This is a genomic window from Brachybacterium sp. p3-SID1565 (assembly GCF_025143785.1).
In the GTDB taxonomy this organism is placed as follows: domain Bacteria; phylum Actinomycetota; class Actinomycetes; order Actinomycetales; family Dermabacteraceae; genus Brachybacterium; species Brachybacterium epidermidis.
In genome coordinates, this window is sequence record NZ_JAMBDS010000004.1 from 102,235 (window position 1) to 110,130 (window position 7,896).

Consider the following 7,896-nt stretch of genomic DNA (forward strand, 5'->3'; position numbering starts at 1 on the left):
GCGCCCGGGCGGCTCTCAGCTCTCGAGCTCGAGGGACAGCTCCAGCCAGCGCTCCTCGAGCTCGTCGGCCTCTGCGTCCGCGGCGCGCACCTTCTCCATCCGCCGCGACAGCTCCTGGTAGTCGGAGGGGTCCACCTCGGCCATCGCCTGCCGTGCCGCCTCGGCGTCCTTGCGCAGCTTCGCGACCTTCCGCTCCAGCGAACCCATCTCCTTCTCCGCGCTGCGGCGCTCCGCTCCGGTCAGGCCGCCCGTGCCCGCACCGGCGGCCTCCGCACCGCCCGCCCCGGACCCGGTCGCGCCGGGACCGCCGATGCCCGGTGCCCCCGCAGCGGCACCGGGACGGGCCCCCGATGCGGCTGTCCGCTCGGACTCGGCTCGCACCCGCAGGTACTGGTCCACTCCGCCGGGGAGGTGGCGAACCGTGCCCTCGAGCACTGCGTACTGGGAGTCGGTGACGCGCTCGAGCAGGTAGCGGTCGTGGGAGACCACGATCAGCGGACCGGACCAGGTGTCCAGCAGGTCCTCCATCGCCGCCAGCATGTCGGTGTCCATGTCGTTGGTGGGCTCGTCCAGGACCAGCACGTTGGGCTCCTCCAGCAGGGTCAGCAGCAGGTCCAGCCGCCGCTGCTGCCCGCCGCTGAGCTCCTTGACCTGCACCTTCTGATGGGCAGCGGTGAAGCCCAGGCGCTCCAGGAGCTGGCCGGGGCTCACCTCGTCCTTCCCCGCCGTGTAGCTGGTGCGGTAGCGGCCCACGACGTCGCTGATCCTCTGCTCGCCCAGCTCTTCCAGTCCGGTCAGGCGCTGGGAGACCTGCCTGACGGTCACTGTCTTCCCGCGCTTGACGCGACCGGCCATCGGCTCCAGGTCCCCGGTGATCAGGGCCAGCAGGGTCGACTTGCCGGCTCCGTTGGGGCCGAGCACGCCGATGCGGTCGGCGGGACCGATGTGCACGGTGACGTCCTGGAGCACCGGGGTGCCGTTGTAGCCGGCGTCCACGTCCAGCAGGTCCAGAACGTCACGACCCAGGCGTGAGGTGGCCAGGCGGGTCAGCTCCACGGTGTCGCGCACCGGGGGCTCTCCGGCGATCAGCTCATTGGCGGCGTCGATGCGGAACTTGGGCTTGGAGGTGCGCGCCGGTGCGCCGCGCCGCAGCCACGCCAGCTCCTTGCGCATCAGGTTCTGCCGCTTGGCCTCGACGGCGGCGGCCTGGCGGTCGCGCTCCACGCGCTGCAGAACGTAGGCGGCGTACCCGCCCTCGAAGGGCTCCACCACCCCGTCGTGCACCTCCCACATGCGCGTGCACACCTCGTCGAGGAACCAGCGGTCGTGGGTGATGACCACCAGGCCCCCCGCACCGCGGGGCCAGCGTCCACGCAGGTGCTGGGCGAGCCACGCGATGCCCTCCACATCAAGATGGTTGGTGGGCTCATCCAGCAGCAGCACGTCCCAGTCGCCCACCAGCAGGGCGGCCAGGTGTACTCGCCGCAGCTGGCCGCCCGAGAGGGAGGGAAGCTGCTCCTCCAGGTCGATGCCTCCCAGCAGGCCGCCCAGCACGTCGCGGATCCGCGGGTCGGAGGCCCATTCGTGCTCGGGCCGATCGCCCACCACGCGCTCGCGCACGGTGGCACCGGCGGTGGCCTCGTCGCGCTGATCGAGCACTCCCACCCGGACGCCGCCCCGCACCGTGACACGGCCCGCATGGGGTTCGGTCTGGCGGGCCAGCAGCCGCAGCAGGGTCGACTTGCCGTCCCCGTTGCGACCCACCACGCCGATCCGGTCGCCCGCGTCGATGCCCAGGGTGATGGAGTCCAGCAGCACGCGGTCGGGCAGGGCGACGTGGAGGGACTGGGCGCCGAGCAGGTGGGCCATGCAGGAGCTTCTTTCGTGGGGGCGTTCGTGGTGATCGGATGGAGGGGCGACCGGTGCGGGGCGGGCCACCAGCGATGCAGCACCCCGGGGGTCGGGAGGTGCGGATCAGGCCCCGTCCTCGTCCGCAGGTTCGAAGCCGAGGGCCAGGGTGCGCAGCATCGAGGCCAGCACCTCGCGCTCCTGGGCGTCCAGGGGCTCCAGCAGGGAGTCCTCCGCCGTCAGCAGGCGCTCCATGGCGGCGTCGATGCGGGTGATGCCCTCGGGCAGCAGTCGCACCTCCACCGCGCGGCCGTCGTGCGGGCTGCGTGAGCGGCTCACCAGCCCGCGGGCGCTGAGCTTGTCGAGCCGGGTGGTCATGGTGCCGCTGGTGACCAGGGTCTGCTGGGCCAGTGCCCCGGGGGACAGCGCATCCTCCCCGCTGCGCCGCAGCGCCGAGAGCATGTCGAACTCCCAGCCCTCCAGCCCGGCCCCGGAGAACGCCTCGCGGCGCGCCGCCTCCAGCAGGCGTGCCAGCCGGGAGATGCGCGAGAACACGCCCAGGGGGGCGGTGTCGAGATCCGCGCGCGCCCGGCGCCAGCCCGCGATGATGCGGTCGACCTCGTCACGACCGGCATCGGGGGCGGGGGAGGACGAGGAGGTCATGGATCGAGTCTAGAGGGGCCGACTCGTGCGTGCCGCCGTGCTCGATGAGCTGCCCTGCGGCGGCCCCAGGCGCGCCGCCTGCTCAGCCCGCGCGCCGCCTGCTCAGCCCGCGGGCCGCCGCCCGAGCTCCGGCTTCTTCTCGAGCGCCCCCAGTCCGTGCCAGGAGAGATTGACCATGCGAGCGGCGACCACCTCCTTGGCGGGGCTGCGGGTCTCCAGCCACCACTGCCCGGTGTACGCGACCATCCCCACCAGCATCTGCGCGTACAGCGGCGCATCGCGCGTGGGATAGGCGCGCAGCTTGAACTGGGCCACCAGGATGTGCTCGGTGCGCCGGACCACATCCGTCAGCAGGGCCGAGAAGGTGCCCCCGCTCTGGGAGACGGGGGAGTCGCGCACCAGGATCCGGAAGCCGTCCTCGTGCTCGTCGATGTAGGACAGGAACGCCATGGCCGCCTGCTCCATCAGCAGCCGGGGGTGGATGCGCTGGTCCTTCAGGGATTCCTCCAGCACCGCCAGCAGGGTGGCGATCTCGCGGTCCACCACCACCGCGTACAGCCCCTCCTTGCCCCCGAAGTGCTCGTACACGAGCGGCTTGGACACCTTCGCGCGCGCGGCGATCTCCTCCACGCTGGTGGCGTCGTAGCCCTTCTCGGCGAAGAGACGACGACCCACGGCCACCAGCTGCTCGCGGCGCTCCCGGCCCGTCATCCGGGCGGAGCGGGTCCGTGGTGCATCCGTCTGGGACATGCCCGGAGTCTCCCACGGATAGGATCGGGCACGCGTCCCGGCCGGTGGCGGTGCTTCCCGTCGGCGGTCACCGAGGGAGCGGATCCGCCATGGTGTAATCGGCAACACCTCAGATTTTGGTTCTGATGTTTCAGGTTCGAGTCCTGATGGCGGAACGACCATCGACGCTGTTCTGCGCAGTGCGGTGGCCAGACACCCGTTGTCGATCCGAGGAGCCGCCGACGTGGAAACCTCCGCGCCCGCCGCAGTCGTCGTCCTGGCCGCCGGGGCCGGGACCCGCATGAAGTCCCGCACCCCCAAGGTGCTGCACCCGATCGGTGGCCGGTCCCTGCTGGGGCACGCCATCACCGCCGCCGAGGGGACCGGTCCCGCCGAGCTGGTGGTGGTGGTGCGCCACGAGCGCGAGCGGCTGATCCAGCACCTGGCCGACCATGCGCCCGAGGTCACCATCGCCGATCAGGACGAGATCCCCGGCACGGGCCGCGCCGTCCAGTGCGGGCTGGAGAAGGTCAGCGCCTCCTCCGGTACGGTCCTGGTCACCTACGGGGACGTCCCGCTGCTGGAGGCCGGCACCCTGCGCGAGCTGGTCGCCGCGCATGAGCAGGCCGGCGCCGCGGTCACCGTGCTCAGCGCCCGGGTGGCCGATCCCACCGGGTACGGCCGCATCCTGCGCAGCGACGACGGCACCGAGGTGGTCGGCATCGTCGAGCACAAGGACGCCACCGAGTCCCAACGCGGGATCGACGAGATCAACTCCGGCATCTACGCCTTCGACCTGCAGGTGCTGCGGGATGCCCTGGGGCGCATCGGCACCGACAACGCCCAGGGCGAGATGTACCTCACCGACGTTCTGGGCATCGCGCGCTCCGACGGCCGGACCGTTCGGGCCATGGTCACCGAGGACGCCATGATGGTCGAGGGCGCCAACGACCGCGTGCAGCTCGCCCAGCTCGGCGCGGAGATGAACCGCCGCATCCTGGAGCGCCACATGCGGGCAGGGGTCACCATCGTGGACCCCTCCACCACCTGGATCGACGCCGATGTCTCCATCGGCACCGATGCCGTGATCCTGCCGGGCGTGCAGTTGCACGGCGCCACCGACATCGGTGAGGACGCCGTGATCGGCCCCGACTGCACACTGCGCGACACCGAGGTGGGTGCCCGCGCCGAGGTGGTGCGCACCCACTCCGTGCTCGCCGTGATCGGACCGGAGGCCACCGTGGGCCCCTTCACGTACCTGCGGCCCGGCACCGCCCTGGGTGCCCGCGGCAAGATCGGCGGGTTCGTGGAGACCAAGAACGCCCAGATCGGCGAGGACGCCAAGGTGCCGCACCTGAGCTACGTCGGTGATGCCGAGATCGGGGAGGGCACCAACATCGGTGCCGCCACGATCTTTGCCAACTACGACGGCCAGAAGAAGCACCGCACCACGGTGGGCAAGCACGTGCGCGTCGGCTCCGACAGCGTGCTCGTCGCACCCGTCGCCATCGGGGACGGTGCGGCCACCGGGGCGGGCACCGTGGTGCGCAAGGACGTACCGCCCGGGGCGCTGGCCGTGAACGCGGTGGCGCAGCGGAACGTGGAAGGATGGACCCTGAGACGACGTGCCGGGACGGCGGCCGAGGACGCGGCACGCGCGGCCCTGGCCGCCCAGAGCGGGCCCGGGGCCGAGTCAACCGCCGGGCCGGACGCCGACGACAACAAGGAGCACCTGCAGCGATGAGCGGAATCGTCACCACCGGAGAGAAGCGCCTGGTGCTCGCCACCGGCCGGGCTCACCCCGAACTGGCCCAGCAGGTCTCCGAGGAGCTCGGCGTCGAGGTGCTCCCGATGGACGCCTGGGACTTCGCCAACGGCGAGATCTACGTGCGCTACGGCGAGTCCGTGCGCGGCACCGATGCGTTCGTTCTGCAGTCCCACCCCGCCCCCATCAACACCTGGCTGATGGAGCACCTGATCATGATCGACGCGCTCAAGCGGGCCTCCGCCAAGCGCATCACCGCGATCGCCCCCAGCTTCCCCTACGCCCGGCAGGACAAGAAGCACCGCGGCCGCGAGCCGATCTCCGCCCGTCTGGTGGCCGATCTGTACCAGACCGCCGGTATCGACCGGATGATCTCCGTAGACCTGCACGCCCCGCAGGTGCAGGGGTACTTCGACCGTCCGGTGGATCACCTGATGGCCCTGCCGATCCTCGCCGACTACGTGGCCGGCAAGTACGGCCAGGAGGACGTCGTGGTGGTCTCCCCGGATGCCGGCCGCATCCGCGTGGCCGAGCAGTGGGCCAAGAAGCTGGGCGGCGTGGGCCTGGCGTTCATCCACAAGTCCCGCGACATCAACCGGCCCAACCAGGCCGTGGCCAAGCGCGTGATCGGCGAGGTCTCCGGGAAGACCTGCATCCTGGTGGACGACATGGTCGACACCGGCGGCACCATCGTCCAGGCCGCCGATGCCCTGATGGGCCACGGTGCGGACTCGGTGGTCATCGCCACCACCCACGGCATCCTCTCCGCACCCGCCACGGAGCGCTTGAAGAACAGCTCCGTGCGGGAGGTGGTGTGCACCAACACCCTGCCGATCCCGGAGGAGAAGCAGTTCGACCGACTCACCCAGCTGTCGATCGCCCCGCTGATCGCCCGCGCCATCCGCGCCGTGTTCGACGACGGCTCGGTGACCAGCCTCTTCGACGGTGAGGTCTGAGCCTCCACGGCACTGCGCGACACGCCGCCGGGCTCGACGCCGAATCCCCCGAATCCCGCCGCCCCCGGTGGAGATCGGGGGATTCGCCGTCGTCGCCCTCGCGTGTCGCGCCGTGCAGCGCTGCGGGCGAGACTCGCTGGTGCCCGATCCTGACCGAGACGACGTGCAATGGATCACCTTCTCGAGAAGTGCTCCGCACGGACGTTTGTCCCTTCCTGACAAAATCTCGGCCGGAAGAATTCTCGGTGTCAGCAGGACTCCTCTGACTTCCCGATAACTCCCCACAGCAAGGACGAGGACGACATGTCTACTCCCGCCGTCGCCACCGATACCCCCGCACCACCGCGGACACCACCCGCTCCCGCAACCCGCTGGTCCGGTTCATCACCCTGGACTTCATGGAGAACCCGGCCCTGAAGGACGCCGGTCTGCTGGTGCTTCGTCTCGGGATGCTCCTCCTCTTCTTCCACGGCTGGGCCAAGGCCACCGGGTACTCCGGCTTCGTCGGCATGATGTCGGAGGCCCCCGTCGGCAGCATCGCCCCCGCCCTGTTCGGCTTCATGGTCGTGGCCGGCCAGCTGCTGCTGGGCTTCGTCCTCGCCTTCGGCCTGATGACCCGCATCTGCGCCTTCCTGATGGCGCTGATGTTCGTCTTCATCATCGTCCTGTTCAACATCCCCGGCGGGTGGATCGGCGAGCACGGCGGCATCGCCTTCGAGTCCTCGCTGTACTACTTCGTCCCGGGCGTGACCCTGTTCCTGACCGGCCCCGGCCGCTACTCCCTGGACTACCTCCTCTCGCGCAAGTGATCCTCTGAGCATCGCCACAGCGCGACCACACCACCAGGAAGCGGTGGAGCCACCCGGCTCCGCCGCTTCCGCCGTCTCCCGTGGCCCTGCGCAGTTATCTCCCGCTGGCCTGTGCCGTTGCCTCCTGCGGTCCTGCGCCGTCGTCTCCCGCGGGCCGGTGCCGTTGTCGCCCGTGCTCCTGCGCCGTCGTCTCCCGCTGGCCTGTGTCGTCCTCCACGCTGCTTCGCCGTTCCCGGTGAGCAAGATCGCAGGGCGGCGGCCCATGGCCATCTCCCATGGCCGGCCCGGACGGGATAGGGTGACCGGGTACTTCGGCGAGGGAGCGGGCCAGCCCGCTCCGTGATCGACGCGGTGCGGATGCCTGGGCTGCCGGTCCGTGCGCCGTCGCGTTCTCGCCGTCGAGAACCGAGATGGCCCACCACCGCCGAGGAGAACCCATGGCTGAGAAGCTGAACATCGAGCTCCGCGAGGAGTTCGGCAAGGGCGCCGCCCGCCGCATCCGTCGCGAGGACAAGATCCCCGCGGTCCTGTACGGCCACGGCGAGGATCCCACCCACCTGGTCCTGCCCGGTCACGAGACCGCGCTGCTGGCTCGCAACCCCAACGCCCTGATCGAGCTGGCCCTGCCCGGTGGCGAGACCAAGTTGGCCCTGATCAAGGACATCCAGCGCCACCCGCTCAAGCGCCTGATCACCCACCTGGACCTCATCGTGGTCCGCAGGGGCGAGAAGGTCGAGGTCGACATCCCCGTGGTCCTGACCGGTGAGCCGGTCCCGCCGGCCATCGCCGTGGTCGACGCTCGGACCCTCACCCTCTCCGCCGACGCGATGAACGTCCCGGAGCAGATCGAGGTCGACGTCGAGGGCACCGAGGAGGGCTACCAGCTCTTCGCCGGCGACGTCACCCTTCCCGCGGGCTCCGATCTGGTCACCGACGCCGAGCTGCTGGTCGTGGCCGTGTCCATCCCGCGCGCCGAGGAAGAGGAGACCGAGGACGAGGACGCCGAGGGCACCGAGGGCGAGGAGTCCGAGGGCGCCGAGGGCGAGGAGTCCGAGGAGGCCTCCGAGGAGGAGTGACCCGGACCGGGCGCGCGCTCGGTTCCTCACACACGCCGCCGGGGCGGCGC

General features: G+C 70.9%; 7 protein-coding genes and 1 tRNA gene. 5 read left to right on the top strand and 3 right to left on the bottom strand.

Going from position 1 to position 7,896, the window contains the following annotated elements:
* Positions 1-15 precede the first annotated feature (15 nt).
* From M4D54_RS02180 to M4D54_RS02190, 3 genes are all read right to left on the bottom strand, one after another.
* Positions 16-1,869: an ABC-F family ATP-binding cassette domain-containing protein gene (locus tag M4D54_RS02180; RefSeq protein WP_193865985.1), complete on the bottom strand. Its 1,854-nt coding sequence runs from the start codon at positions 1,867-1,869 to the stop codon at positions 16-18.
* A gap of 105 nt (positions 1,870-1,974) precedes the next feature.
* The gene (locus tag M4D54_RS02185) at positions 1,975-2,511 is read right to left on the bottom strand and encodes a MarR family winged helix-turn-helix transcriptional regulator (protein ID WP_193865984.1); all 537 of its coding nucleotides are present in this window, start codon (positions 2,509-2,511) and stop codon (positions 1,975-1,977) included.
* Between the two features lie 102 nt (positions 2,512-2,613).
* On the bottom strand, positions 2,614-3,261 hold the full coding sequence (locus M4D54_RS02190; protein WP_193865983.1) for a TetR/AcrR family transcriptional regulator: 648 nt from the start codon (positions 3,259-3,261) through the stop codon (positions 2,614-2,616).
* An 83-nt stretch (positions 3,262-3,344) separates the two neighbouring features.
* Here M4D54_RS02190 and M4D54_RS02195 point away from each other — a divergent pair.
* The 5 genes from M4D54_RS02195 (at position 3,345) to M4D54_RS02215 (ending at position 7,846) form a co-directional block, all read left to right on the top strand.
* Positions 3,345-3,416 (top strand) — tRNA-Gln (locus M4D54_RS02195).
* 68 nt (positions 3,417-3,484) lie between these two features.
* Positions 3,485-4,984 (top strand): bifunctional UDP-N-acetylglucosamine diphosphorylase/glucosamine-1-phosphate N-acetyltransferase GlmU, encoded by a 1,500-nt coding sequence (glmU, locus tag M4D54_RS02200; protein ID WP_193865982.1) that lies wholly within the window; start codon positions 3,485-3,487, stop codon positions 4,982-4,984.
* Positions 4,981-5,961, top strand: coding sequence for a ribose-phosphate diphosphokinase (locus tag M4D54_RS02205; protein WP_193865981.1), 981 nt, complete (start codon positions 4,981-4,983; stop codon positions 5,959-5,961). The genes glmU and M4D54_RS02205 overlap by 4 nt, the downstream gene beginning before the upstream one ends.
* Positions 5,962-6,359: 398 nt before the next feature.
* Positions 6,360-6,770: a DoxX family protein gene (locus tag M4D54_RS02210; protein ID WP_193865980.1), complete on the top strand. Its 411-nt coding sequence runs from the start codon at positions 6,360-6,362 to the stop codon at positions 6,768-6,770.
* Between the two features lie 437 nt (positions 6,771-7,207).
* Positions 7,208-7,846: a 50S ribosomal protein L25/general stress protein Ctc gene (locus M4D54_RS02215; RefSeq protein WP_259890042.1), complete on the top strand. Its 639-nt coding sequence runs from the start codon at positions 7,208-7,210 to the stop codon at positions 7,844-7,846.
* The last annotated feature ends 50 nt before the right edge of the window (positions 7,847-7,896 follow it).

Bases quoted from the DNA above. Each gene is read 5' to 3' on its own strand.
- M4D54_RS02180 (WP_193865985.1), bottom strand. From the start codon at position 1,869: ATGGCCCACCTGCTCGGCGCCCAGTCCCTCCACGTCGCCCTGCCCGAC.
- M4D54_RS02185 (WP_193865984.1), bottom strand. From the start codon at position 2,511: ATGACCTCCTCGTCCTCCCCCGCCCCCGATGCCGGTCGTGACGAGGTC.
- M4D54_RS02190 (WP_193865983.1), bottom strand. From the start codon at position 3,261: ATGTCCCAGACGGATGCACCACGGACCCGCTCCGCCCGGATGACGGGC.
- M4D54_RS02205 (WP_193865981.1), top strand. From the start codon at position 4,981: ATGAGCGGAATCGTCACCACCGGAGAGAAGCGCCTGGTGCTCGCCACC.
- M4D54_RS02210 (WP_193865980.1), top strand. From the start codon at position 6,360: ATGGAGAACCCGGCCCTGAAGGACGCCGGTCTGCTGGTGCTTCGTCTC.
- M4D54_RS02215 (WP_259890042.1), top strand. From the start codon at position 7,208: ATGGCTGAGAAGCTGAACATCGAGCTCCGCGAGGAGTTCGGCAAGGGC.